Annotated in this window: 24 protein-coding genes; 12 read left to right on the plus strand and 12 right to left on the minus strand. The window is 62.1% G+C overall.

Annotation, left to right across the window (positions count from 1 at the left end; translation table 11 throughout):
- Positions 1–33: 33 nt before the first annotated feature.
- Both OIS50_RS14900 and OIS50_RS14905 read right to left on the minus strand, forming a co-directional pair.
- Positions 34–843 (minus strand): class I SAM-dependent methyltransferase, encoded by an 810-nt coding sequence (locus OIS50_RS14900; protein WP_264691431.1) that lies wholly within the window; start codon positions 841–843, stop codon positions 34–36.
- 105 nt (positions 844–948) lie between these two features.
- Positions 949–1,362, minus strand: coding sequence for a ribosome-binding factor A (locus tag OIS50_RS14905; protein WP_264691432.1), 414 nt, complete (start codon positions 1,360–1,362; stop codon positions 949–951).
- A 251-nt stretch (positions 1,363–1,613) separates the two neighbouring features.
- On the opposite strand from OIS50_RS14905, the gene OIS50_RS14910 reads away from it, so the two are divergent.
- Positions 1,614–3,032: a hypothetical protein gene (locus OIS50_RS14910; protein WP_264691433.1), complete on the plus strand. Its 1,419-nt coding sequence runs from the start codon at positions 1,614–1,616 to the stop codon at positions 3,030–3,032.
- Positions 3,033–3,297: 265 nt separating this feature from the next.
- Here OIS50_RS14910 and rpiB read toward each other — a convergent pair whose 3' ends face one another.
- The 3 genes from rpiB to glyA all read right to left on the minus strand — a co-directional run bounded on the left by rpiB (position 3,298) and on the right by glyA (position 6,128).
- Entirely contained in the window at positions 3,298–3,732 is a 435-nt protein-coding gene (gene rpiB / locus OIS50_RS14915; RefSeq protein WP_264691434.1) for a ribose 5-phosphate isomerase B, read from the minus strand.
- 94 nt (positions 3,733–3,826) lie between these two features.
- Positions 3,827–4,645, minus strand: coding sequence for a twin-arginine translocase subunit TatC (gene tatC / locus OIS50_RS14920; protein WP_264694388.1), 819 nt, complete (start codon positions 4,643–4,645; stop codon positions 3,827–3,829).
- A 187-nt stretch (positions 4,646–4,832) separates the two neighbouring features.
- Positions 4,833–6,128 (minus strand): serine hydroxymethyltransferase, encoded by a 1,296-nt coding sequence (gene glyA, locus OIS50_RS14925; RefSeq protein WP_264691435.1) that lies wholly within the window; start codon positions 6,126–6,128, stop codon positions 4,833–4,835.
- A gap of 230 nt (positions 6,129–6,358) precedes the next feature.
- On the opposite strand from glyA, the gene OIS50_RS14930 reads away from it, so the two are divergent.
- On the plus strand, positions 6,359–7,642 hold the full coding sequence (locus tag OIS50_RS14930) for a tetratricopeptide repeat protein (RefSeq protein ID WP_264691436.1): 1,284 nt from the start codon (positions 6,359–6,361) through the stop codon (positions 7,640–7,642).
- 45 nt (positions 7,643–7,687) lie between these two features.
- On the opposite strand, the gene OIS50_RS14935 is transcribed toward OIS50_RS14930, so the two are convergent.
- From OIS50_RS14935 to OIS50_RS14945, 3 genes are all read right to left on the minus strand, one after another.
- Positions 7,688–8,389 carry a metallophosphoesterase family protein gene (locus OIS50_RS14935; RefSeq protein ID WP_264691437.1) on the minus strand — a complete coding sequence of 234 codons (702 nt, stop codon included), beginning with the start codon at positions 8,387–8,389 and terminating at the stop codon, positions 7,688–7,690.
- Positions 8,390–8,642: 253 nt separating this feature from the next.
- A complete protein-coding gene (locus OIS50_RS14940; protein WP_059071635.1) occupies positions 8,643–8,867 on the minus strand; it encodes a hypothetical protein in 225 nt (74 codons plus the stop codon).
- A 60-nt stretch (positions 8,868–8,927) separates the two neighbouring features.
- Positions 8,928–9,512, minus strand: a complete 585-nt coding sequence (locus tag OIS50_RS14945) for a hypothetical protein (RefSeq protein WP_264691438.1) — start codon at positions 9,510–9,512, stop codon at positions 8,928–8,930.
- Between the two features lie 144 nt (positions 9,513–9,656).
- On the opposite strand from OIS50_RS14945, the gene OIS50_RS14950 reads away from it, so the two are divergent.
- The 7 genes from OIS50_RS14950 to OIS50_RS14980 all read left to right on the plus strand — a co-directional run bounded on the left by OIS50_RS14950 (position 9,657) and on the right by OIS50_RS14980 (position 15,781).
- Positions 9,657–9,917: a 4a-hydroxytetrahydrobiopterin dehydratase gene (locus tag OIS50_RS14950; RefSeq protein WP_264691439.1), complete on the plus strand. Its 261-nt coding sequence runs from the start codon at positions 9,657–9,659 to the stop codon at positions 9,915–9,917.
- A 160-nt stretch (positions 9,918–10,077) separates the two neighbouring features.
- Positions 10,078–10,776, plus strand: coding sequence for a 16S rRNA (cytidine(1402)-2'-O)-methyltransferase (gene rsmI / locus OIS50_RS14955; RefSeq protein WP_264691440.1), 699 nt, complete (start codon positions 10,078–10,080; stop codon positions 10,774–10,776).
- On the plus strand, positions 10,745–12,385 hold the full coding sequence (gene lnt / locus OIS50_RS14960) for an apolipoprotein N-acyltransferase (RefSeq protein WP_264691441.1): 1,641 nt from the start codon (positions 10,745–10,747) through the stop codon (positions 12,383–12,385). The genes rsmI and lnt overlap by 32 nt, the downstream gene beginning before the upstream one ends.
- Before the next feature lie 296 nt (positions 12,386–12,681).
- Complete coding sequence (locus tag OIS50_RS14965; RefSeq protein WP_264691442.1) at positions 12,682–13,482, plus strand: inositol monophosphatase family protein; 801 nt, start codon at positions 12,682–12,684, stop codon at positions 13,480–13,482.
- A gap of 234 nt (positions 13,483–13,716) precedes the next feature.
- On the plus strand, positions 13,717–13,917 hold the full coding sequence (locus OIS50_RS14970; RefSeq protein WP_264691443.1) for a FeoB-associated Cys-rich membrane protein: 201 nt from the start codon (positions 13,717–13,719) through the stop codon (positions 13,915–13,917).
- 128 nt (positions 13,918–14,045) lie between these two features.
- Positions 14,046–14,387 (plus strand): hypothetical protein, encoded by a 342-nt coding sequence (locus tag OIS50_RS14975; RefSeq protein WP_264691444.1) that lies wholly within the window; start codon positions 14,046–14,048, stop codon positions 14,385–14,387.
- A 107-nt stretch (positions 14,388–14,494) separates the two neighbouring features.
- Positions 14,495–15,781 (plus strand): erythromycin esterase family protein, encoded by a 1,287-nt coding sequence (locus tag OIS50_RS14980; RefSeq protein WP_264691445.1) that lies wholly within the window; start codon positions 14,495–14,497, stop codon positions 15,779–15,781.
- A gap of 19 nt (positions 15,782–15,800) precedes the next feature.
- Here the strand turns inward: OIS50_RS14980 and OIS50_RS14985 are convergent, their stop codons facing one another.
- The 3 genes from OIS50_RS14985 to OIS50_RS14995 all read right to left on the minus strand — a co-directional run bounded on the left by OIS50_RS14985 (position 15,801) and on the right by OIS50_RS14995 (position 19,067).
- Positions 15,801–16,733: a mechanosensitive ion channel family protein gene (locus OIS50_RS14985; RefSeq protein WP_264691446.1), complete on the minus strand. Its 933-nt coding sequence runs from the start codon at positions 16,731–16,733 to the stop codon at positions 15,801–15,803.
- A 106-nt stretch (positions 16,734–16,839) separates the two neighbouring features.
- Positions 16,840–18,135, minus strand: a complete 1,296-nt coding sequence (locus OIS50_RS14990) for an NAD(P)/FAD-dependent oxidoreductase (protein WP_264691447.1) — start codon at positions 18,133–18,135, stop codon at positions 16,840–16,842.
- 290 nt (positions 18,136–18,425) lie between these two features.
- Positions 18,426–19,067 carry a c-type heme family protein gene (locus OIS50_RS14995; RefSeq protein WP_264691448.1) on the minus strand — a complete coding sequence of 214 codons (642 nt, stop codon included), beginning with the start codon at positions 19,065–19,067 and terminating at the stop codon, positions 18,426–18,428.
- A 94-nt stretch (positions 19,068–19,161) separates the two neighbouring features.
- Between OIS50_RS14995 and prfA the strand changes: the two genes are divergently transcribed.
- The 3 genes from prfA to OIS50_RS15010 all read left to right on the plus strand — a co-directional run bounded on the left by prfA (position 19,162) and on the right by OIS50_RS15010 (position 21,442).
- Positions 19,162–20,235 (plus strand): peptide chain release factor 1, encoded by a 1,074-nt coding sequence (prfA, locus tag OIS50_RS15000; protein ID WP_264691449.1) that lies wholly within the window; start codon positions 19,162–19,164, stop codon positions 20,233–20,235.
- A gap of 216 nt (positions 20,236–20,451) precedes the next feature.
- Positions 20,452–21,048, plus strand: a complete 597-nt coding sequence (locus OIS50_RS15005) for a GNAT family N-acetyltransferase (RefSeq protein ID WP_264691450.1) — start codon at positions 20,452–20,454, stop codon at positions 21,046–21,048.
- On the plus strand, positions 21,041–21,442 hold the full coding sequence (locus OIS50_RS15010; RefSeq protein WP_264691451.1) for a diacylglycerol kinase family protein: 402 nt from the start codon (positions 21,041–21,043) through the stop codon (positions 21,440–21,442). Before OIS50_RS15005 ends, OIS50_RS15010 begins: the two co-directional genes overlap by 8 nt.
- On the opposite strand, the gene OIS50_RS15015 is transcribed toward OIS50_RS15010, so the two are convergent.
- Positions 21,443–21,997, minus strand: coding sequence for an RNA 2'-phosphotransferase (locus OIS50_RS15015; protein WP_264691452.1), 555 nt, complete (start codon positions 21,995–21,997; stop codon positions 21,443–21,445). It abuts the gene before it with no gap.
- Between the last annotated feature and the right edge of the window lie 24 nt (positions 21,998–22,021).

Genomic DNA, 22,021 nt, shown 5'->3' on the forward strand with positions numbered 1-22,021 from the left:
TTAACTCACAACCTTTTAACTCACTAACTAAATTTATTTCCAGGCTTTCACAATCAGGCCCGTGCCCGAATCGTGGCGGGAGGTGGTATCCAGCCAGTTCAGCAGCAGGCAGAGCGGAAAGGTAACGAGATAGTAAAAAGGCAGCAGCACGAAAAACAGCTTGGAGGCACCCAGCAGCAGAATGGGGTACTTCATCGACAAGCGCCACGAAATCTGGCCCGGAATGCCGTAGCTGTATTTGGCCTCGATGCGGTCGAAGCCGGCTTTGCGCAGCTTCTGCTGAATTTCGTCGATGTTGTAGCCGTCGCGCACGTGCTCCTCGATAAAGCTGGCGTCGTCGGCGCCGTGCACGTCGGAGCCGCCTTGGTCGGAGGGCGTGCTGATGATGAGCATGCCGCCGTCCTTGAGCGACGTGTGCAGGTTGGTCATCACCTCCACGTCTTCCAGGATGTGCTCCATCACATCAATGGCCAGGGCCAGATCGAAGGTGTTGGGTTCCCGGTACAGCACCAGGTCTTGCACGGCAAACTGCACGTTGGGGCGCCCGATCTGCCGAAAGAAGTTGTTGGAGTCGTTTACCTGCTCGTCCTTGACATCGACGGCCAGAATCTGCCACTTCGGGCTCATGCCCGACAACCAGTAGGTGTACTGGCCATAGCCGGCCCCGGCATCGATGATGTTGATGGCCTGGTCGCGGCGGTTTTGGGCCCACTGGCGCAGCTCGCGGTGCACGTGCCAGGTACGCAGCAGCAGCAAATCGAGCAGGTTGTAAAACAGCCGGCGGAGCCAAGGCGTGCGGTTGAACACGTTGCCAAGCGTCCGCTTAATCGGGTCGTAATGCAAGGGAGGATGAGTGGATGAGCGGATGGGTAAATGAGCAGACGATCAGATGGGAATGAATACACGAGCGGCGGCCACTGCCATCCGCTCATCTACTCATCCGGGCATCTATTCATCGGCAAAGAGGCGCGGGCGCTGGGGTTTGTCGTCTTCGTCTTCCTTGGGCGTGGGCGGAATGTTCAGATCGGACAGGACCTTATCCATGTGCGTAGCGTACGCGGCCGAGTCGTCGAGGAAAAACTGGAGGTCGGGGATGACGCGCAATTGGTTGCGCACGCGCTTGGCCAACGCGTGGCGCACCTCCTTGGTGTGCTCCTGCACGGCGGCCACCTGGCTCTGCGGATCGGAGGCCAGCAGCACGCTGAGGTAAATGCGCGCCACGCCTAGGTCGGGGCTTACGCGCACAGCCGTGATGCTGGGCGGCAGGGTGCCGGCGAACAAGTGCGGCAAATCGCGCCGGAACACTTCGGCCAGCTCTTTCGTGAGTAGGCTGGCGAATTTCTGCTGTCGTTTGCTTTCCATAGAATGTGCAAAGGTAAAAGGAGTTTAAGAGTTAAGGAGGTTGGGAGGCTAAGAGTTAAGAGCCTGCCCGGCCAGGGCGCGAAGCCGGGCACCTAGGCCCGCCGGTTTCTGACTTCCTGCCTACGGGGCTACGGCGCAGGCGGCGGCCGCCGGCAGCACCAAACTTTGCAGGGCCGCCCGCTACCTTTGAACGGGCGGGGCCAGCCGTTGGCCAAGCCCCCACGACTCCTGGCTTCCAAGACCCCGATAACTTGCTTCAGTTTTTCCGAAGTACGCTCCCCTCGCGCCTCGTGCTGCTGGTGCTGCTGGCCCTAGGTCTGCGGTTGCCCCTGCTGTGGCTGGGCGAAGTACCCCTCTCGATGGCCGAGCTGCGCGGCTGGCTGCTGGGCGAGCGGCTGCACGCCGGCGCCGTACTCTACCGCGACTTGTACGACCACACGGCCCCGCTGGCCGCCGTTTTTTACGGCCTGCTCGATGTGGCCTTGCCCCGCTCCTGGGTGCTCTACCGCGTTGCGGCCCTAGGGCTGGTGGTGGTGCAGGCCATTCGGCTGAGTGTGGTGTTCAACCGCTACAACGTGCACCCCGAGCGTGGCTACCTGGCGGCCCTCACCTATGCCCTGCTCGCCAGCGTTACCACCGACCTCGACGTGCTTTCGCCTTTGCTGATGGGCCAAACTTTTGTGGTATTCTCGCTAAGCGCCCTGCTGCCCACTTCGCGCGAGGGGTACGACAGCAGCCGCCTTTTCAGGGCGGGCTTTCTGCTGGGGCTGGCGGCGCTGTGCTACCTGCCGCTGGCGTGGTTGCTGGTGGTGGGGCTGTTTGCGGTTATCAGCTTCGCGGCCAACTCGTTCCGCAGCTTTTTGCTGCTGCTCTGCGGCTTTGCTTTTCCCTACGCCGTTACGGCTACCTTCTTCCTCTATACCAACTCGCTGGCGAGCTTTCAGCAGTTTCATTTTGTGCCCATGTTTACGGGTGCTGCCATGGCCGACGCCCTGCCCCGCGGCCTGCAACTGGGGCTGGCCATTTTGCCCGGCATCGTGCTGCTGGCAGCGCTGGCCCGCACTTTCACTTCCTCCCTAGGTCTGGTATTTCAGGTGAAGTTTCAGCAGCTGATGCTGGTGTGGCTGGCCGTGGCCCTGGTGCTGGGGGCGGTGCTGCGCGTAAAGGCGCCGGGCATACTGGCCGTGGCCTTGCCGCCGGTTGCGTACTTCGGATTGTTTTTGTGGCAACGCACGCAGCGCCTGTGGGTGGCCGAAACCATGTTTCTGGTGCTGGTGGGCGCCGTGGCGGTGGTGCGCTACCGCACGGTGCTGGGCCTGGAGCAAGTGCTGCACCTACCCAGCGAAGCCCAGTACGCCGCCCGCCCCGATAAGCGCTACGCCGCTGTGCGGGGCCAGAGCGTGCTGGTACTGGGCCCGAGCCGGGGAGTGTACGTCGAAAACTCGGCGGGCAGCCCCTACATCGACTGGCGCCTGGCGCAGCGTGATTTCGGCTATCTGAATCAGTACAGCGCCATTTTCAGGCTGGCCAACAACCTGGCCTCTCCCCCGCCCTACCTCATCGATGAAGTAGGCCTGCTGCCCGAGCTACGTTACAAGCTGCCCACCATTTTTGGCCGCTACCAGCCTACCGGTACACCTAGGGTTTATCGGTTAGCGGGTGGCAGGTGACAGGTTAGAGGTTAGGAGTTAGGAGTTAGGAGTTAGGAGTTAGGAGTTAGGAGTTAGGAGTTAGGAGTTAGGAGCGTACTGGGTTGTGATTTTGGGGTTTCGAAAGTCTGGCGGAAGCTTCTGCCAAACGAAAAAGCGAGAAACCCGGGCCCGGCCCTAGGTGGCGCCGAACCCCAGATTCCTCGCTGCTGCTCGGAATGACAGATGACGTGTCACGTGTTACCTGTCACCTCATTAACTCACAAACTCGTCAACTCATAAACTCTTAACACTCAATCTTCCCCACGCGGTTTTGGTGACGGCCGCCCTCAAAAGCGGTGTTCAGAAACTCGGCGGCAATTGCGCGGGCCTGCTCTTCGCTTACGAAACGGGCGGGCAGGCACAGCACGTTGGCGTTGTTGTGCTGGCGCGCCAGCGAGGCCAGCTCGGGCAGCCAGGCAATGGCCGCGCGCACGCCCTGGTGCTTGTTGGCCGTGATGCACACCCCGTTGGCCGAGCCGCAGATCAGGATGCCCTGGGGCAGCTCGCCGGCGGCTACGGCAGCCGCCAGCGGGTGCGCAAAGTCGGGGTAATCGGCCGAGTCGGTGGAGTGCGCGCCGAAGTCGCGCACCTCGTAGCCTTGCTGCTCCAGCCAGGGCTTCAGCATTTCTTTGTAGGCAAAGCCGGCGTGGTCGGAGCCGATAGCTAGTTGCTTGTTCATGCAGGTATCAGGGTTTGATGCCGCTGGGCGGCACCTAGGTTAGTTAGTTGGTAGTAAAGCAAAAGAGCGGGTTGCGGCCCGCTCTTTCTGGTAGTTACACCTGGCCGTGGTTTTCGGCCAGCTGGGCATTCAGGCGGTCCACATCTTTGCGGCGCACCACGCGGGCAATGTTGATGCTGAGCTCGTAAAGCAGCAGAATGGGCAGCGTCACGATAATCTGCGACGACACATCGGGCGGGGTGATTATGGCCGCTATTACCAGAATTACCACAATAGCGTGCTTGCGGTAGAGGCGCATGATTTCGGGCGTAATCAGTCCGGCTTTGGCCAGGAAGAACACCACCATCGGCAGCTCGAACACGAAGGCGCACGACAGCGTCATGGTGGTGAGCGTGGAGAGGTAGCTCTGCAGGTCGAACTGGTTTTCCACCGTCGGATCGAGCACGTAGCCGGCCAGGAAGTTGATGCTCATGGGCGCGGCAATAAAGTAGCCGAACAACAACCCGAAGATGAACAGGATGGAAACGAAGAACACCGCCCCGCGCGAGTTGGCCCGCTCGTGGGGGTACAGGCCGGGGCTGATAAAGCGCCACAGCTCCCAGAACAGGTACGGAAAGCCCAGCACCAACCCGACGATAAACGAGGTGCTGATGTGCATGGTCAACTGGCCGCTCATCTGGCGGTTCTGAATCACGAAACCCACCTTGTCCATACACAAGGCTGGGGCATTAAGCATTTGCCCCAGCTTGCAGAACATGCGGTACGTCCAGAAATCGGAGCGCGACGGGCCCAGGATCAGATCGTGAAAAAGAAAATCCTTGGCCAGAAAGGCCGCAAGCGCAAACACCAGTACCGCAATAGCCGCACGAATAATGTGCCAGCGGAGCGCCTCCAGGTGGTCGATGAAGGACATCTCGCCCCCTTCGGCGGCCGCACGGTTTTGCTGAAATTTTTGGGTCGGAGACTGCAAAGAGTTGGTGAGTTTTTGAGGTAATGAGTTTAGGAGTTTGACCAAACCGAAATGGGCCACACGGTAACTACGCGTTCAGTTGCTGAGCCGGATTCGCACCCAACTCTTAAACTCCCAAACTCCTATACTCTTAAACTGAAAAGAGCGGCAGGTCGCGCATCATGGCGTTTACCTGCTGGCGCACCTGGCCGATGCGGGTGTCGTTGTCGTGGTTCATCAGCACCTGATCGATAAAGTCGACGATGCGGGCCATGTCGGCTTCGCGCAGGCCGCGGGTAGTTACGGCAGCCGAGCCGATGCGCATGCCCGAGGTAACGAACGGCGACTTGTCGTCGAAGGGCACCATGTTTTTGTTGATGGTGATGTCGGCCTTGATGAGCGTGTTCTCGGCCAGCTTGCCCGTCAGGCCTTTGCTGCGCAGGTCAATCAGCATCAGGTGGTTATCGGTACCGCCCGAAATAATCTGGTAGCCGCGCTCGGTAAAAGCGTTGGCCAGGGCCTGCGCGTTGCGGATTACCTGCTGCGCGTACTCGCCGTAGGCGTCGCTGAGGGCTTCGCCGAAGGCAACGGCTTTGGCACCGATTACGTGCTCCAAGGGGCCGCCCTGCGTGCCGGGGAACACCGCCCCGTCGAGCACCGACGACATCGAGCGGATTTCGCCCTTCGGGGTTTTCAGACCTAGGGGGTTCTCGAAGTCGCGGCCCAGCATGATGAGGCCGCCGCGCGGGCCGCGCAGGGTTTTGTGCGTGGTGGTGGTTACGATGTGGCAATGCTCGAAGGGCGAGTTCAGCAAACCCTTGGCAATGAGACCCGAGGGGTGCGAAATATCAGCCAGCAGCAAGGCGCCTACCTCGTCGGCGGCTTCGCGCAGGGCTTGGTAATTCCAGTCGCGCGAGTAGGCCGAGGCCCCGCAGATGATGAGCTTGGGCTGCTCGCGGCGGGCGGTTTCCTTTACTTTTTCCCAGTCGATGAGGCCGGTTTCGGGCTCCACGCCGTAGAACGAAGGCTGGTAGAGCTTGCCCGAGAAGTTTACCGGCGAGCCGTGCGTGAGGTGGCCGCCGTGCGAGAGGTCGAAACCCAGAATTTTGTCGCCGGGCTTCAGAATGCCCAGCATAACGGCGGCGTTGGCCTGCGCGCCCGAGTGGGGCTGCACGTTGGCCCACTCCACGCCAAACAGCTCTTTTACGCGGTCGATGGCCAGTTGCTCGATCTGATCGACGATTTCGCAGCCGCCGTAGTAGCGCTTGCCGGGCAGGCCCTCGGCGTATTTGTTCGTCAGGATGGAGCCCTGGGCTTGCATTACCTGCTCCGAAACGAAGTTTTCGGAGGCGATAAGCTCCAGCCCGTGCATCTGCCGCTCTTGTTCGCGGCGAATCAGGTCGAATACAACGGTATCGGGAGCGAGAGTGCGGGTCGTGGTTTCCATTCTTCAAAGGTAAGGCGCGGCTTCTTACCGACGAACAACCGTGGCCCCGGCTTGCGCCCAACTACTTGGCCTAGGTGCCGGGGCGGGTTTTCGGGCCCGGGGGCCAACCAAAGCCAAGCCCGGCCGTTAGGGCAGGTAGCCTAGGTTATGCGGAGTTTTCCCGGAACCGGCAGCAACAGGCCTTACTTGCCGTTCGTTGTTGTTACTTGCTGCTTGAAGCCTTTTGCCCCGTGAGTTACTTTCTGTCGGAACAGCTTGCCCGGTTGCGTACCGGTACCCTCACGCCGCTCACCGATTTTTACGAGCAGCAGCGCGATATTTTTAGCCGCTGGGCCCGGCGCCAGTTTGGCACCACGGCCGAGCCGGCGCACGCGGTGCTGCGCGAGGTGCTGCTTGAGTTCTACGACCAGGCCAACGACGGACGCCTCAGCCGCTGGCCCACCGATTTGCGCGCCCACCTTTACGGCGTAGCGCGGCAAATCCTGACAGCGACCGTAACGAACACGGCGCTGTCGGCCGAATTGCCCCTGCCCGCTTCCGAAGCCGACCGCCGCGTGCTGGTGCTGCGCACCATGCGCCAGCTACCCTACGACAGCCAGCTGGTGCTGCAGCAGTTTTATTTCCACGGCTCCAACTTCGAAACGCTGGCCGTAAAGCTTGGCTACCCCAACGCCAACGTGGCCCGCCGCCAGAAATCCGACGCGCTGCGCAAACTCTACGAAGCCCTGCAGCGGCAGGGCGCTGTGGGCACCGCCGAGTTGCTGCCCCACCTCACGGAGGTAGAGCGCTCGGCCGATGGCCTGATGACGGCCGCCGAACAAGACGAGTTCGATGCCCAGATGATGCTCGACGGGGAATTGCGCCAGGCGTGCCTGGCCTACGAGCAGTACGCCGCCGATTTGCGCTGGGCCGCCGGCCGCGAAACCCTGCGCCTCCGCCTCGAGTCGCTGGACCGGCGGGTGGCGCAACGCATGGCCGCGCAGCAGCGCATTAGCCGGCGGCAGCGCCGCCAACGGGTGCGCCTGGGGGTAGTGGCGGCGGCGCTGGCAGTGCTTATCGGCTGCCTGGTGGTGTTTTGGCCCAAGCGCAGCTCGCCAAGCAAGGCCTGGGCTGATTTTGATGTGCAGGAGCCCGGCCTGCCCGCTGCCGTTACGGAAGGCCGCCCGCTGCTCGAGCAAAGCATGAACCTCTACCGCAGCGGGCGTTACCCGGCTGCGCTGCACTCGCTGCGCCGCTTGCCGGCGGGCTCCCTAGGTCAGGATACCTTCTTGTTTTACAACGGCTTGCTGCTGCTGCGCCAAGAGCAGCCCCAGCAAGCCGAAAGCTACTTTCAGCGGGTTAGCCAGATGCCCAACTCCCCCATGGCCGGCCGGGCCACGTTTTACCTAGGGCTGGCGCACTGGCAGCAGCAGGAGCTGCCGCAGGCCCAAAAAGCCCTGCAGCGCGCCGCCGAAACCGGCCCCCAGCCGCACCGCAACATGGCCCAGCGCGCCTTGCGCGAGGCCGGCCTGTAACACGCGGCCTGGCAGAGTCTTGCGTTATCAGCAAGGCAATAAGTTTTACCGCAACCCGATAGGGTAAGGCACTTCCAGGTTCTCCTGGCTGAGCAGCTCCCAGGTATCGAGGTTCAGGGCCGAAAGGTGCCGCAGCTCGGGGTTGTGGCGGTACACGCAGCCGGTATCGAGCCCGATGGCGCCGGCCCGCTGCTTTACGCGGCGCCGCAGCTCGCGCCGGGGCGTGGGGGTGTGGCCGTGGAGCAGGCGCTTGCCCTGCAGCCGCGAGGCGTCGAAGGTGAAGTTCTTGATGTTGAGCATGCTGTGTCTATCGGTGCGCATGCGTTCGGGCGGCAGCCGAAAGTCGAAGCCGGCGTGCACCAGCACAAAATCGGGCAGCTCCAAGGTAAGCGGCAGCGCCTCAAGCCACTGCAAGTAAGGCTCCTGAATGTGCTGGGGCTGCGTTACGCCAAAACTACCTAGGGTTAGTTGGTCGGGCTTGGGGCCCGCGGCCCACGGCGCCAGGGGCCGCGCTTCGCGGGCAGCCTTTAGCAGTTCCTCGTCGTGGTTGCCGAGCAGGCACTGCACCTGGTAGCCCGTGCGCTGCAGCTCCATCAGGTAATCGAGCACGCCGCGGCTGTCGGGGCCTTTGTTTACGTAGTCGCCCAGCAGGTACAGCTCGTCGGAGGTACTGAGGCCGATGCGCTCCTCAACCAAGTGGCGCAAGGTGCGCAGGCAGCCGTGAACATCGGTGGTAGCGTAACGCATTTGGGTAAGGAAGAAGGTAGAATGAGGAAGGATGAGGTGGCGGTAGGCACACGAAAAATGGATAATAAACCAAGCGCCTAGGTGCCCAAGCGCCCCGGCAGCCACGGCAGGTGCACGCAGGGCAGTACGTATGCCGGCTCACTTGTTTTTACATCTTCCTTCATCATCCCTCCTTCTTCCTTCTCGCCGGCCGAACGCACGGAGCCCCGGCCTTTTCTCGAAAAGGCCGGGGCTCCGTGCGTTCGGCCGGCGGCTAGTGGCCGCCGCCGTAGCTGGGCTTATCCAGGTCGGGTTTGTTGAGGTTGCGGTTGGGGTGCGCTTGCGGCGCATCTTTGGCCAGCTGCTCCAAACGCTCCTCGGTTTCGTCGTCGCGGTTGGTAACGGGCAATTGGCCTACGGCGCGGGGCTGGCCTTCGCCTGCGGGGTCGCCGTGGTTTTCTTTCGATTGCTTGTTGGTGTTATTGCTCTTGTAAGGCATGACTTCTGAGGTTTAAACGTGATACTCCTAGGTTCTCAGTAGCCCGGCACTGCCAGGGAGTTAGAACCCTTTGGCAATGCCCGACTCCTGCGCGTCGGGGTCGGTGAGGTCGGCGTTGGTATCGGGGCGGGCGTCTTCGGCCTTCATGTTGTAATCGATGGCCGCGCCGCGGCGGGCGTTGTTGCCCGAGGCATCGTTGTCGGAGCCGGATTCGTCTTCGCCGGCATCGTTGCGGCGGTCTACGCTGTCAAAATCGTCTTCGTCGGTCAGGTCTTCGTCGGCGTTGCGGGCCCGCAGGGTGTCGCCTTCGGTTTCGCTGAGCGGGTCGGGCAGGCGGCGCGGGTCGAGCATGTCGGGCGTGGGCATGTCCTCGTTGGGGATAACGGGGCGGCCTTCGTCGTCGGAGCGCATGTTGTCGGCGGGGTGGCCGGGCTTGTCGGCGTCTTCGTTGACGGAAACCGAGGTCATGCCATCCGACGAATCAGTGCCGAAGCCCTGCTTGCCGTCGCGGTTGCCGAAGCCGCCGCGGGCGTTTTCGTTTTTGGGCGGATCGGCACCCGGAATGATGTGTCCCGCGTTCAGTTCTTCTTCGGTCGTATCGTTCGGTATTTCCCGGATCGGCCGGTTTTTCGGATCTATAGCCATGGGAGTAGGTGCGGTGTTTTGGAAGAGAAGGTTCTTGCGGAGGTTTACTGCGGCGGGCCGGTTTGGGTTGCCGTTCGGCCGAAGCTGTGTATGTTGGCAAGGCCCACGGGCTTGCACACCCTTTTACCGACCGCCTCAACCGTTATGTGGACCGAAGTAGACAACTCGCTGCGCTGCACCTTCCGCTTCAAAGATTTTCAAACGGCGTTTAGCTTCATGACCGACGTGGCCGAAGAAGCCGAACACCAGGACCACCACCCGTGGTGGGCCAACGAGTGGAATACCGTGGAGTTTCGGCTGCGCACCCACGACGCGGGCAACACCGTATCGAAGCGCGACCACCGTTTGGCCGAGGCCATCGACAAGATTGCGGCCGAGTACGGCGGCGAGGTAGTTGGCAGCTGATTTCGGGCAGGCGAAGGTTCCTGCAGAGGTCCGCAGAAGAAACGCTGAGGTTCGCGGAGGCCGTGCCGACGCTCCGTACCGGGCCGCTAGCCGGCAAATCGGCGCAAAATCCGCGCAATCCGAAAAATCCGTTTAATCCGTGGTTTAGCTTTGCCGGCCCATGCAAGACAACACGCCCGAACCCGCCGCGCTTACCATCGTGCCCACGCCCATTGGCAACCTCGAGGATATCACCCTCCGGGCCATTCGGGTGCTGGGCGAGGTGGACGTGGTGCTGGCCGAAGACACCCGCACCAGCGGCCGCCTGCTGCAGCACCTAGGGCTGAAAAAGCCCATGCAGAGCTACCACCTGCACAACGAGCACAAAGTAGTAGCGGGCCTGCTCGAGCGCCTCGAAAAAGGCGAGCGAATGGCCTTGGTATCGGATGCCGGCACGCCGGGCATCTCCGACCCTGGCTTTTTGCTGGTGCGCGAGTGCCTGGCCAAGGGCCTGAAAGTGGAGTGCTTGCCCGGGGCCACGGCGTTTGTGCCCGCGCTGCTGAAATCGGGTTTCGGGGCCGAGCGGTTTACGTTCGAAGGATTTTTGCCCGTAAAAAAAGGGCGCCAAACCCGCTTGCGCGAACTTGCCGAGGAGCGTCGAACGTTGATCTTCTACGAGTCGCCGCACCGCGTGGTGAAAACGCTCGAGCAGCTGGCCGAGGTATTCGGCCCCGAGCGGCCCGCCTCGGTAAGCCGCGAACTAACCAAGTTGTACGAAGAGACCGTGACCGACACGCTGGCCAACCTGGCCCGGGTGTTTGGCGCGCGTCCGGCTATTAAAGGAGAAATTGTCATTGTCGTTCAAGGACTTCGCGAATAAACCCTGGCTGCTGGTTCTGCTAGGGCCTTTGTTGCTGTGGGCGGGCTGGCCCGTGCATCCGGCACCCGCCCCGCTGCTGTTGCTCGTTGGCTTGGTGCCGCTGCTGCGCCTCGAGCAGGTGCTCCGCACGCAAGGCGCCCGCACCGGCCGCTTTTGGTGGCTTAGCTATGTGTTTCTGCTGCTCTGGAATGTGCTCACCACCTACTGGGTGGCCTACAGCACCCTGGGCGGCGGCATTGCGGCCAACATCCTGAACGCGGCGCTGCAAAGCCTGCCGCTGCTGGCCTTCTGGCACACGCGGCGCCGGCTGGGCCCGGCGCTGGGCTACCTGGGGTTTGTGGTGTACTGGCTGGCCTTCGAGCAGCTGCACCTTACCTGGGACCTCTCGTGGCCCTGGCTGACGCTCGGCAACGGCTTTGCTATGGTGCCCGGCTGGGTGCAGTGGTACGAGTACACCGGCCAGCTGGGCGGCTCCTTGTGGGTGCTGCTGGCCAACCTGGCGGTGTTCTGGGTGCTGTTTGGGCGCCAGGAGCTTGCGGCACCTAGGGTACTGGGTTTGCGGTGGAAGCCCTGGCTCGCAGCTTTTGCCGCGTTGGTGGTGCCGCTGCTGGTGTCGTTTGCCATTGATGCCCGCTGGCAGGAGAAAGGCCCCGCAGCCGAGGTGGTGGTGGTGCAGCCCAACATCGATCCGTTTCAGGAGAAGTTTGCTGGCGGCGCCAACTACATTCCGGCCGATCAGCAGCTGCAGCGCCTGGTGTCGCTCACCGAATCGGCCCTGACGCCGCAAACCAAGCTGGTACTCTGGCCCGAAACCGCGCTGGAAGAAACCCACTGGGAAAACCAGCTGGCCCAGCAGGCCGATGTGCAACGGGTGCAACGCCTCGTGGCGGCGCACCCGGGCTTACGCTTGATTACCGGCATCACCTCCGTCAGCTCATATGCCTCCAAGGAAGTAGCTAGCCCCACGGCCCGCTTCCGCGACGACCTAGGCTACTACGACGTGTTCAATGCGGCCCTGCACGTGAGCAGCCCCACCGGGCCACTGCAGGTGTACCACAAATCGAAGCTAGTGCCCGGCGTGGAGAAGGTGCCCGGCTGGCTCAACTCAGCCCTAGGTACTATCGACCTGGGCGGCGTAGTGGGCTCGTACGGCTCGCAGGAGTACCGCACGGTGTTCCGCTCGTTCAGCCCCGCTACAGATAGCTCGCTGCGCGTAGCGCCGGTAATCTGCTACGAATCGGTGTACTCCGATTACGTGAGCGAGTACGTGCGCCGCGGGGCCACACTCATCGGCATCATCACCAACGACGGCTGGTGGAGCGACTCGCCCGGCTACAAGCAGCACCTTACCTACGGCCGCCTGCGCGCCATCGAAACCCGCCGCGACATTGCCCGCTCGGCCAACACCGGCATTTCGGGCTTCATCAACCAGCGCGGCGACATTGTGCAGCAAACCGGCTGGTGGGTGCCCGCCGTGAGCCGCTACACCGTGCACCTCAACGACGAGCTTACCTTTTACACCCGCCACGGCGAGCTGTTGGGCCATGCCGTGCAGGCCGTGGCCGTGCTGCTGCTGGCCTTTGTGGTGGTTCGGCGCTTTGTGAAGTAAGCACGACAAGCTCCCCTCCTTGGATGAGGAGGGAATGCGGCAGCTACAGGCTGACGCTGGGGTGGTTGACCCCGCGTCGGATAGTAAAACCACTAACATGAACGTCATGCTGAGCGCAGTCGAAGCATCTCTACCGCTTCGCCAGACACCAACCTCAACGAAGCGGGAGAGATGCTTCGGCTGCGCTCAGCATGACGCCCTAGGTGGTATCGTTCGCACAACCATCAACCACCCCGCCCTTCGGGCACCCCTCCTCATCTGAGGAGGGGAGTTTCGTTCAACTTGTTCCATATTCCATGACTCCCGATTTCAACCAACTCAGCCTGCAAGTAGCCGATGTAGCCCGCCGTGCGGGTCAGTTCATCCGCCAGGAAGCGGCCAACTTCGACCGTGGCCGCGTGGAGAACAAGGGCGTGCACAACCTGGTATCGTACGTGGATGAGGAATCGGAACGGATGGTAGTGGCTGGGTTGCGCGAGCTGCTGCCCGAAGCCGGCTTTATCACCGAAGAAGGCACCGCCGGCGAAGCCACCCGCCAGGAGTTCACCTGGATTATCGATCCGCTCGATGGCACCACCAATTTCATCCACGGCTTGCCGTGCTACTCCGTAAGCATCGCGCTGCTGCACGGCCAGGAGCTGGCCGTTGGCGTGGTATACGAAGTAAACCTCGACGAATGCTTCCGGGCGGTGCGGGGCGGCGGCGCCTTCTGCAACGATACGCCCATTCGGGTGTCATCGGCGCCCGATCTGAACCATTCGTTGGTGGCCACGGGCTTCCCGTACAGCAACTTCAACCGCATCGATACCTACTTGCCCATCCTCAAGGAGTTTATGCGCCGCACCAACGGCGTACGCCGCGTGGGCTCGGCGGCCGTCGATTTGGCGTGGGTGGCGGCTGGACGCTTCGAGGGCTATTTTGAGTTCAACATCAACTCCTACGATGTAGCCGCCGGCATTTTGCTCGTGCGCGAAGCCGGCGGGCAGGTAACGCAATTTCTGATTGATGGAGACCCAATTTTTAACCGCGAGATTCTGGCTACCAACGGCCACGTACACCGCGAAATGCAGGAGGTAATAGCCGAGCACTGGCAGTAGCCTAGAAGAATAACAGACTCCTCTCCTCAGCTGAGGAGGGGACGCGACGAGTTTACTCGCCGCTGGGGTGGTTGATAATCGTTGCTGACGTGAAGGCAGTAACTCCCTAGGGAAACAACATCAGCAACGACGCAACCACTCCCGTCGCTGCTAAAGCAGCAACATTCCCTCCGCAGCCGAGGAGGGAATGTTAACGCGCAACTTTTTACCCATCTCGCTAGTTTTGCAGGCGTTATGCTGATTCAGGAACTCATCATTCTGGCGCTTTTTCTAGGTGCTGCCTTTTACGTGGGGCGCCGCCTGTGGCAGAGCTTGTTTGCCAAAGCGGAGGGCGCCTGCCCCAAAGGCTGCGGCGGCGCGTGCGGCACCATCAACGTCGATGCCCTGCAGCGCACCATCGAAAAAGCTCAGCAGCAAAAGCAACAACCCGCCTAGTCAAGCATTTCGCTTCTGGCATATAACCCGCCCCGCCCATGGCTGCGTATAGCCCGGGCGGGGCGGCGTGTTTCCGGCCGCTTCGTGTTCCTTCTCTCAATCCATCCACACCAAGCACCCCCTGCGCTATGCAAGACAAAGAAGAAGAACGCGCCCTTGTCAACGTCGAACGCAAGCTGACCGAAGACGGCTTTACCTCCGATTTCAACGTGCAAGACGGTCGTTTGTGCGTTATCGGCTCCGACAACAACAAGTCGTATGGTCCCGATGAAGTGACCATCGTCGATTTTTACCGTTTCGAGGGCGAAAGCAACCCCGATGATATGTCGATTCTGTATGCTATTGAAACCAACGACGGCGTACGCGGCACCATCTCGAACGCCTTCGGCACCTACGCCGACGTTGACGTTGACGACTTCCTGCGCAAAGTTGAAGACCTAGGAAAAAACCTCGACAAGGCACACAAGTAAGCCCTAGCCCGTATACCTATTGCCGCGCCGCCACCAGCTGCCTCCCTACAACCCAGGGAGCAGTTGGTGGCGGCGCTCCGTTTTTCATCCTTCCCCCTAAGCTGGCCATGAAAACAAGCATTCCGCATCATCCGCTGCGCTCCGCCGCCGACCTCGACCCACTTATTGAGGCCATTGGCGATGCGCGCGTGGTGCTGCTGGGCGAGGCCTCGCACGGCACCCACGAGTACTACACCTGGCGCGCAGCCCTGAGCAAGCGCCTGATTCAGGAGAAAGGCTTCAATTTCATCGCCGTGGAGGGCGACTGGCCCGACTGCTTCGAGGTGAACCTGGCCGTGAAGCAACAACCCGATGGCCAACCCAGCGCCAAGCTGCTGCAAACTTTTAACCGCTGGCCCACCTGGATGTGGGGCAACTGGGAAATTGCGCACTTGGTGGATTGGCTGCGCCAGCACAATGCGCAGCGGCCCACGGGCAAAAAGGCGGGCTTTTACGGGCTCGATGTGTACTCGTTGTGGGAATCGTTGGAGCAGATTATGCAGTACGCCGGCCGCAAGGGCGAGGCCGCAGCCCAAGCCGCCCAACGCGCTTACAAGTGCTTTGAGCCGTACAGCGCCGACCCGCAGGAGTACGCCGAAGCCGTGGCCTTTGTGAGCGAAGACTGCGAAGACGAAGTGCTGACGATGCTGCGCGCCCTGCAACGCCGCACGCCCACCACCGGCACCGACGGCCTGGAAAAGGAAATGGACTTTGCCACCGAGCAGAACGCCTTGGTAGCCGTAAATGCCGAACGCTACTACAAAGCCATGCTGCGCGGCGGGGGCTCGTCGTGGAACGTGCGCGACCACCATATGATGGAAACCCTGCAGCGCCTGCTCGATTTGCACGGCCCCGATAGCAAAGCCATTGTGTGGGAACACAACACCCACGTAGGTGACGCCCGCTACACCGATATGGTGGCCGATGGCATGGTGAACGTAGGCCAGTTGGCCCGCCAGGAGCTCGGCCGCGAAAACGTGTTCATCGTGGGATTTGGCTCGTACCAGGGCTCGGTAATTGCCGGCAAAAGTTGGGGTGCTCCCTTCGAGAAGATGCCTGTGCCCGAAGCGCGCAACAACTCCTGGGAAGCCTTGCTGCACACCGACATCGGCCAAAATGCTCTGCTGTTCTCCAACGAGCTGCGCCACCACGATGCCCTGATGGACCACCTGAACCACCGCGCCATTGGCGTGGTGTACCGGCCCGAGCGCGAACGGTTCGGCAACTACGTGCCCACGGTAGTGCCCGAGCGCTACGATGCCTTCCTGTACATCGACGAAACCAGGGCGCTGCACCCGCTGCCCACCTCCGCCGACGAGCACGTGCCGCCCGATTTGTACCCCTGGGTGTACTAACCCGAGGGCGGTGCTTACCTCAGGCCAGCCCATTGCCCCGCGCAGCCGTGGCGGTACCTAGGCCGCCCGGTTGCGCGGGGCTGTTGTCGTCGGCGGGTTGCATGTACACCATTTGGCGCGGCAAGGGTATTTCGATGCGGTGGGCGTTGAAGGCTTCGTTGATGCGCAGAATGGCCTCGCTGCGCGCCCCGATGTAGTCGACCTGCCGGCGGTAGGGCACCCAAAAGCGCACCTCAAACGTGATGCCGCGGTCGGCGAAGCTGCTGAACATCACCTCGATGGGTCGGCCTTCAATCACGTGCGGCACGGTAGCCACGGCTTCGCGCACCACGGTTTGCACCTGCCGCAGATTGGAGCCGTAGGCCACAATGCAGTCGAGGTCGATGCGGCGCATGGTGTTTTCGGTGAAGTTGATGAGCGGGTTCTCGAACACCTTGCGGTTGGGCACGCGCACCAGCTCGCCGGTGGTTTGGCGGATATCGGTGGTGCGCAGGCTGATGCGCTCCACATACCCGAAAAACGTGTTCGACTCCACCACGTCGCCCACATTAAAAGGCCGCTGCAAGGCGATGATGATGCCGCTGATGAAATTGGCCGCTATGTCCTGAAACGCGAAACCCAGGGCCAAACCCAGAATACCCACGCCGGCCAGCAGCGAGGTTACGGTTTTCTGCAGGTTGAGCACCTCCAGCACGAAAAACACGCCTACCAGCAGCGTGGCCATGTAGGCCAGCGTGCCTGTGAGGCTGTTGAGCGTAGCGCTGGCCGAAAACCTGGGCAACAGCCGTTGGGTGGCGCGCTGCACAAGGCGGGCAACCAGAAAGGTAAGCGCCAGCAGCAGCGCGGCTATCAGCAGGTTGGGCAGCATTACAACCAGCTGCCGAAACCAAACCAGCAGCTTGTTATACAGCAAATCCAGTGCGCGTTCGAACTCCGTCACGACACCAAGCATAAAATACGGCAAGAGGTGGATGTGCAGTAAGTACGCAACCCACCCCAAACCGGCTAGGCCGCTTGCCCGCTGACTAGGTGCCGATCAGCGCCGTTGCACCTAAGGCCTAGCCTTGCCGCTGCGCAATAATGACTTCGGCCACCTCGCGGCCGGTTGCCATAGCGCCGTTCAGCGAGGGGTACGAGGCCCAGTCGCCGCAACGGTACAGGCCCTCGGCCAGCTGCAGCGGCTGGCGCGCCGGCTGCCCGGCTTCGTACGCGGGCAGGGCCTGCTCGAGGTGGTAGGTACCTAGGCGCCGCCACTTGCCGGCAGCCGGGCCAAACCACGCCATCAGCTCCTCGCGCAGGCGGTGGGCCAGGTCGTCGTCGGCGAGGCCGTGGTGGCCGTGCGTACTCACCGACACCAATGTTTGCCCTACCGGGGCGTACTCCTGCGCCACATCGCTCAGGAATGCCACGTTTTGCGCCAACGGGTTGGGGGCAGCGTTCAGGCGCAGCAGGCCGTCGGCGCGGCCAGGCGAGCGGCCTTCGGCGGCAAAGTACGTACAGGTGGTGCGGCGCGCTTTGGTGGGCTCGTGGGCACCTAGGGCAGGTACCAGCTTGCGCAGGGCGGGGCCATTGGTGGCCAACACCACGGCGCTGCCTTCGTAGCTGCGGCCGTCGGTGAGCTGCACCCTAGGTCCGCCGTCGAGGGCGGCTACGCGGGCGTGCAGCACCACGCTTTCGGCCGGGAGCCGGGCGGCCAGTTGCCTGGGTATTTCCTGGATGCCGCGGGCGGGCAGGGCGGCGTCGCCCTCCACAAACTGCTTGAACACGAACTCGAAGAAGTTGCTGGCCGTGGTCAGTTCCCGATCAAGGTACACGCCCCCGAAAAACGGCCGGAAGAAGGATTCGATGATTTGCTCGCTCCAGCCGTAGCGCCGCAAAAACGTGAGCGTATCGGTGGAGGGGCGCGCCAGCAGCTCCTCGTTGCTGCGCCGGCTTACGTGCTGCGCCAGGCTTACCAGGCGCAGTTTATCAGCCAGGGTACCAATGGGAGCCGCAATGGAAGCCAGCCCGCGCACCGGCTGCCGCAGCGGGTTGCGCAGGGTAATTTCCTGCCCGTAAGGCAGCCGGATAACGGCCCCGGAGGTAAAGGTTTTCAGCTGCAGCGCGCCGTAGTCTAGCAGGCGCTGCACCTCGGGGTATTTGGTGAGCAGGATCTGGAAGCCGTGGTCGAGCCGGAAGCCATCGGGCGTGACGTCGGTGCGCACGCGGCCACCCACGGCATCGGAGGCTTCGAGCAGCAGCACCGGCAGGCCGGCGCGGTGCAGGTAGCAGGCGCACGTAAGGCCGGCCATGCCGCCGCCAACAATGATTACGGGCTTCGGAGCAGCCGGAGAGGAGGGAGCTTCAGCATTCATACCCTGCCCAAACTGCGAAACTGGCCGGAAGGTTGGGCCCGCAGTAGTCCGCATTCCCCGTTAGTAACTCCTGACCTAGGGATGTAGCGCGGGCTTCAGCCCGCGTTTGATGGAACAACTACGGTTGAATGGCAAGCGCCCAAACGATTTCGTTCACGCCAACGCGGGCTGAAGCCCGCGCTACATCGCGCCAGACCGCGCAACACGCAACGATTGAAGTTACTATCTGTGGACGCGGACTACAACCGTAGGTCGGCGTAGCCAAAGCACGCGCTACAGTGCGCTACGGCTTACCACAAGCGGCGGCGCTTCGGGATTTTGCGGGTTTTCTGGGTGTAGAACTCGGCCACGCCCTTGCGCGTCATCGGGATGCTCCAGCGGCCGATCAGTTGCCCGGCCACGTAGCCCGTGAGCTGCTTGCCGGGGTAGGTATCGGCCAAAAGCTGAGCATCGGCGGTGGCTACATCGGTGCCTACTTGCCCGTGGCAGCGCAGGCACATATCGTTGGGCATCAGCACCAAGGGGCTTTCCACCAGAAACTTATCCTGGCCGGGGCGCTGGGCGCGCAGCGAGTCGGCCTCGGAAATGGGCCGGGGCGGCAGCAGCTCGCGGTGGGGCTGCGCCTCCAGCTCGCGGGCCAGCGCCAACACGGCCGGTAAGCGCTCGGGCTGGCAAAAGGGATGCGCGGCGGCCACGCCACCGGCGTTGAGGCGCTCGGTAAGTTGGGCACGCCAGCCACGGTCGGCGGTGCGGGTAAGCGAGTCGGAGGCCCAGCGCGCCGCCTGCAGCAATTGCTCGGGCTTGATGCGCTTGGGCTGAAAGTTCTCGACCTCGCGGGCAATTTCCTTGGTGTTCTCTAGGTGCTCAACCTGGTCGGGGCGGCAGGCAGCCAGCAGGGGCAACAGGGCCAGTAGGGATAGGCTTCGGCGCATATAGCAAAACGACAACACTGCCGGAACCACTCCCGGGCCCGACGGGTTTTGTACCTTTGCAAAAGTACCGCCCAAATTCGGACCCCAACGACCGATGCTCGACAAATTAGAGGCTATCAACCAGCGCTTCAACGACGTGAGCCAGCAACTGCTGGACCCCGAGGTCATGAGCGACATGAAGCGCTATAAGGCCCTCAACAAAGAATACAAAGACCTCAACAAGATTGTAACGGAGTACAAAGCTTACCAGAGCGTACTCTCGAACATCGAAGGCGCCCGCGAAGTAATTGCCACGGAGAAGGACCAGGACTTCCGCCAGATGGCAAAAGAGGAGCTGGATATGCTGCTGCCCGAGCAGGAACGCCTCGAAGCCGTCATCAAAGACCTGCTGATTCCGAAGGATCCGAACGATTCCAAGGACGTCATCATGGAAATCCGGGCCGGGGCCGGCGGCGACGAAGCCGCGCTGTTTGCCGGCGACTTGCAGCGCATGTACATGCGCTTTGCCGAAAAGCAGGGCTGGAAGATGGAGCTCATCGACGCGATGGAAGGCACCGCGGGCGGCTACAAAGAAATTATTGTGGCGGTGCGCGGCGAAGACGTGTACGGCAAGCTGAAGTTCGAATCGGGCGTGCACCGCGTGCAGCGCGTGCCGGCCACCGAAACCCAGGGCCGCATCCATACCTCGGTAGCGTCTATTGTGGTGCTGCCCGAGGCTGAGGAGTTCGACATCGAGCTGAACATGAACGACATCCGCAAGGACTTGTTCTGCGCCTCGGGCCCCGGTGGTCAGTCGGTAAACACCACGTACTCGGCCGTGCGCCTCACGCACTTGCCCACCGGCCTGGTGGCCCAGTGCCAGGACCAGAAGTCGCAGATGAAGAACTTCGACAAGGCCCTGCAGGTACTTCGCTCGCGCGTGTACGAAATGGAGCTGGCCAAGAAGAACGAAGCCGAAGGCGCCCAGCGCAAGAGCATGATCGGCGGCGGCGACCGTTCGGATAAAATCCGCACCTACAATTACCCGCAAGGCCGCGTTACCGACCACCGCATCGGCTACACGGTGTACAACCTGGTATCGGTGATGGATGGCAACATCGACGACTTCGTGGAGCAGCTGCGCATTGCCGAAAGCGCCGAGCGCCTGCAAGAAGGCACGGTAGCTTAATGGAGCTGTTAGCTTTTGGCTGTTAGCTGTTAGCTTACAGGCATCAGCCCTAAGCCAAAAAGCCTGATAGCTAACAGCTGTCAGCTAATAGCTACCCCCAAACGGACCTTGCTGCGGTGAGGTCCGTTTTTTCTTGCCCAAGCTCGTTTCTTTGTATTCTCACCTAGCGTTGCTGCAGGCCGCCGGCAACTCGCATCCTCCTGATTGCTCCTGCCCATGGATTGTTCGCGTTGCATCACGCTCGAGAATAGCCGCGTACGGCTGCGGCCGCTCGAAGCCTCGGACTTCGATGCGCTAAAGCAGATTGCCTTCGACGCCGATATCTGGCGCTACCAAACCATATCGGCGCCGCGCGACAACATGGCCCTGGCCGCCTACCTGGCGCAAACGCTGAAGGACCGGCAACAAGGCAAGCGCTACCCCTTCGCCATCATCGACCTGGAAACCGGGCGCCTGGCGGGCAGCACCAGCTACGGCAGCTTTGCCATGCCCGATGGCCGCCTCGAAATCGGGTGGACGTGGCTGGGTAAGGAGTTTCAGCGCACGGGCGTAAACCGGGCGGCCAAGCACTTGCTGCTGAAGTACGCCTTTGGCGAGCTGGGCTGCGAACGGGTAGAGCTGAAAACCGACCTACGCAACCACCAGTCGCAGGAAGCCATGCGGCGCATGGGAGCCGTACAGGAGGGCATATTGCGCAGCCACATGGCCCTGCCCGATGGCTCGCGCCGCGACTCGGTGTATTTCAGCATCTTGCGCTCGGAGTGGGATAAGCTGCGCCAGTCGGTATTTCGCGAGTACGACGGCCGTGGCTAAGCCCCCAAGCCGGCCCCGCCGCCGTTGGCGCCACGAGGTAGCCTCGTTTGGCTACGCCTTGCAGGGCATTGGCGAAGCGCTGAAATCGGAACCGCACCTTCGCTTTCATGCCCTGGCCACGGTGGCAGCCGTTGCCCTAGGTGCGTGGCTGCAAGTGCCTAGGTACGACTGGGCCTTGCTGGCGCTGGCCATTGGCGCCGTCTGGACGGCCGAGCTGTTGAACACCGCCGTGGAAAGCATCGTCGATTTGGTGTCGCCCGAGTTTCATGTGCTGGCCGGCCGCGCCAAAGACGTTGCCGCGGGCGCCGTGCTGTTGGCCTCGGTGGCCGCGGTGGTGGTGGGTTTGCTGGTGTTTGGCCCGCCGCTATGGGCCAAGCTGCTGCCGCTGCTGTAGCTACTCGGCGGCACCTAGGATAAACTGCGGCGGTACGCTATCCGTCAGCCACACGCCGTTTCCGGATTGATAGAACGGGTGCCCTAGGTCGTGCATCTGCCTGGCGGCAATGGCCAGTACCACGGGCCGGCCGTAGCGCTGGCCCACGCTGCGGGCGGTAGCCACATCAGCCGAAAGATGCACGTGGTGGCGCTTTTGCCGGAGCAGGCCGTGCTCCCGAATGCTGGCCAGGTTGCGCTCGGCCGTGCCGTGGTACAGCAGCGCGGGTGGCATTTGCGGCTGATAACCTAGCTCGATGGCAACGGAATGGCCTTGGTTGGCCCGAATGCGCTGCCCATCGGGGCTGAAGGCAAAACGCTGCTTGTCGTTGTGGTCCACCACGGCTTGTAGGGTAGCCCGACTGACGCCACGACCGTGCTGCTGCAAGCGCTCCAGCAGTTCTGCTACATCGGCCCAGCCGGCGTCATCGAGCCGGAGGCCGATAAGCTGCGGCTGGTGGCGCAGCACCAACGACAGAAACTTGCTCAGGCGGCGGTCGGAATCGGGAGTAGCCATGGCGGCGCTGATTGCGTAAGGGAA

Origin of the sequence: Hymenobacter sp. YIM 151858-1, assembly GCF_025979705.1 — a bacterium.
Taxonomy (GTDB): Bacteria; Bacteroidota; Bacteroidia; order Cytophagales; family Hymenobacteraceae; genus Solirubrum.

Bases quoted from the DNA above. Each gene is read 5' to 3' on its own strand.
- OIS50_RS14935 (WP_264691437.1), bottom strand. From the start codon at position 8,389: ATGCGTTACGCTACCACCGATGTTCACGGCTGCCTGCGCACCTTGCGC.
- rpiB (WP_264691434.1), bottom strand. From the start codon at position 3,732: ATGAACAAGCAACTAGCTATCGGCTCCGACCACGCCGGCTTTGCCTAC.
- rsmI (WP_264691440.1), top strand. From the start codon at position 10,078: ATGCAAGACAACACGCCCGAACCCGCCGCGCTTACCATCGTGCCCACG.
- OIS50_RS14905 (WP_264691432.1), bottom strand. From the start codon at position 1,362: ATGGAAAGCAAACGACAGCAGAAATTCGCCAGCCTACTCACGAAAGAG.
- OIS50_RS14965 (WP_264691442.1), top strand. From the start codon at position 12,682: ATGACTCCCGATTTCAACCAACTCAGCCTGCAAGTAGCCGATGTAGCC.
- OIS50_RS15015 (WP_264691452.1), bottom strand. From the start codon at position 21,997: ATGGCTACTCCCGATTCCGACCGCCGCCTGAGCAAGTTTCTGTCGTTG.
- OIS50_RS14950 (WP_264691439.1), top strand. From the start codon at position 9,657: ATGTGGACCGAAGTAGACAACTCGCTGCGCTGCACCTTCCGCTTCAAA.
- OIS50_RS15005 (WP_264691450.1), top strand. From the start codon at position 20,452: ATGGATTGTTCGCGTTGCATCACGCTCGAGAATAGCCGCGTACGGCTG.
- OIS50_RS14985 (WP_264691446.1), bottom strand. From the start codon at position 16,733: ATGCTTGGTGTCGTGACGGAGTTCGAACGCGCACTGGATTTGCTGTAT.
- OIS50_RS14970 (WP_264691443.1), top strand. From the start codon at position 13,717: ATGCTGATTCAGGAACTCATCATTCTGGCGCTTTTTCTAGGTGCTGCC.
- OIS50_RS14995 (WP_264691448.1), bottom strand. From the start codon at position 19,067: ATGCGCCGAAGCCTATCCCTACTGGCCCTGTTGCCCCTGCTGGCTGCC.
- OIS50_RS14940 (WP_059071635.1), bottom strand. From the start codon at position 8,867: ATGCCTTACAAGAGCAATAACACCAACAAGCAATCGAAAGAAAACCAC.
- OIS50_RS14945 (WP_264691438.1), bottom strand. From the start codon at position 9,512: ATGGCTATAGATCCGAAAAACCGGCCGATCCGGGAAATACCGAACGAT.
- OIS50_RS14975 (WP_264691444.1), top strand. From the start codon at position 14,046: ATGCAAGACAAAGAAGAAGAACGCGCCCTTGTCAACGTCGAACGCAAG.
- glyA (WP_264691435.1), bottom strand. From the start codon at position 6,128: ATGGAAACCACGACCCGCACTCTCGCTCCCGATACCGTTGTATTCGAC.
- tatC (WP_264694388.1), bottom strand. From the start codon at position 4,645: ATGTCCTTCATCGACCACCTGGAGGCGCTCCGCTGGCACATTATTCGT.
- OIS50_RS14980 (WP_264691445.1), top strand. From the start codon at position 14,495: ATGAAAACAAGCATTCCGCATCATCCGCTGCGCTCCGCCGCCGACCTC.
- prfA (WP_264691449.1), top strand. From the start codon at position 19,162: ATGCTCGACAAATTAGAGGCTATCAACCAGCGCTTCAACGACGTGAGC.
- OIS50_RS14990 (WP_264691447.1), bottom strand. From the start codon at position 18,135: ATGAATGCTGAAGCTCCCTCCTCTCCGGCTGCTCCGAAGCCCGTAATC.